The sequence below is a fragment of the Falsiroseomonas sp. RANM36 genome, assembly GCF_056682175.1.
The window spans coordinates 1,523,610-1,525,117 of the sequence record NZ_JBWXTD010000003.1 but is presented as its reverse complement, the minus strand read 5'-3'; the positions used below and the strand labels follow the sequence as shown (position 1 = coordinate 1,525,117).

The window sequence follows — 1,508 nt, the reverse complement described above, 5'->3', positions numbered from 1 at the left end:
CCCGCCGCGCAACAGGCGGGGCAGCGCGGCGGTGGGCGACACCGCCACGGTCACGCTTGCGCCCGGCGGGCGCGCGCGTCTCCCGCCGGGGCAACCGCAGCGTGGTGGAGGCGCCCGACGCGGCGCGCGCGGCTGGACTATGCGCCCGACGGCACCCGCGGCTCCGCGCATCACGCCGAGGCCGCCTGGTGGGAACGCACCGCGGCGCTGGCGCCGCCGGCACCCGGGCCGCTCGCACCGGACGACGTCCTCGTCCTTTGTCCGATGCCCGCGGCGGAAGCATCGCGCGCGCTCGACGCCGCCGGCCCGGCGCGCGCCGTCGCGGACACCAGCGAGGCCTTCGCGCGGCGCGAGGCGGAGGCGCTGCGCGCCCTGCTGCCGCGCCTGTTCCTGTTCGCGCCGAGCCGCGAGGAGATCGCGCTGCTCGGCCCGCTCTCGGGCTGCGCAGTGGTCGAGAAGCGCGGCGCCGAGGGGCTCCTGCTGGTCCCTGGCGACGGCGCCGCGCAGCGCCGCGTCACGCCGCCCGCGGTCGCTGTCGTGGACCCGACCGGGGCGGGCGACGCCACGGTCGGCGCGATCGCCGGCGGTCTTGCGCAGGGGCAGGATCTTGAGGACGCGGTCAGGGCCGCGGTCGCCATCGGCGCGCGCACAGTCACGGCGCAGGGTCCTGCCGCGCTCGGGTTCCGGACATGACGCAGATCGAGATCGCCGGCGTGGGCAAGCGCTTCGGCGCCCACCAGGTGCTGCGGGACTGCACGCTCTCCATCGCGCGCGGCCAGGTGCTGACGCTGCTCGGTGCCTCCGGCTGCGGCAAGACGACGCTGCTGCGCATCATCGCCGGCTTCCTCGACCCGGACGAGGGCGAGGTCCGCATCCAGGGGCGCGACATCACGACCCTGCCGCCGAACCGCCGGCAGGTGGGCTATGTCTTCCAGAACTACGCGCTGTTCCCGCACCTGACGGTCGCCGAAAACGTCGCCTACGGCCTCAAGGTACGCCGCCGCCCGCGCGCCGAGATCGCGGAGCGCGTGCGCGCCGCGCTGGCGACCGTCGCGTTGGAAGGTTTCGCGGACCGCTACCCCGCGCGCCTCTCGGGCGGCCAGCAACAGCGCGTCGCGATCGCCCGCGCCCTGGTGCTGGAGCCCGAGGTGCTGCTGCTCGACGAGCCCTTCAACGCGCTCGACGCCAAGCTGCGGCTGGCGATGCAGGTGGAGCTGCGCAAGCTGATCTCGCGCGTCGGCATCACCTCGATCTTCGTCACCCACGACCAGGCCGAGGCGATGACGCTGTCCGACCAGGTGGCGGTGATGCGCGAGGGGCGGATCGAGCAGCTCGCCGCGCCGCTCGACCTCTACGACCGGCCGGCGACGCCTTATGTCGCGACCTTCATCGGGCGCGCCAATGTCGTGCCGGTCAGCGTGCGCGGCGGCGCCGGGGGGGGCGGGCCCCGCGTCGCCCCCCCCCCCCCCGCCCGCCCCCCCGCGCCGCGGGGGGGGCCGGGGGACCCC

Annotated in this window: 2 protein-coding genes; both read left to right on the top strand. The window is 76.5% G+C overall.

Features of this window, described 5'->3' with window-relative positions:
• Window positions 1-264 precede the first annotated feature (264 nt).
• A complete protein-coding gene (locus AC1MIR_RS12210) occupies window positions 265-693 on the top strand; it encodes a PfkB family carbohydrate kinase (protein WP_480028424.1) in 429 nt (142 codons plus the stop codon).
• Window positions 690-1,508, top strand: an 819-nt coding sequence (locus AC1MIR_RS12205) for an ABC transporter ATP-binding protein (RefSeq protein WP_480028423.1), incomplete at its 3' end; no start/stop codon positions are given. The genes AC1MIR_RS12210 and AC1MIR_RS12205, both read left to right, overlap by 4 nt.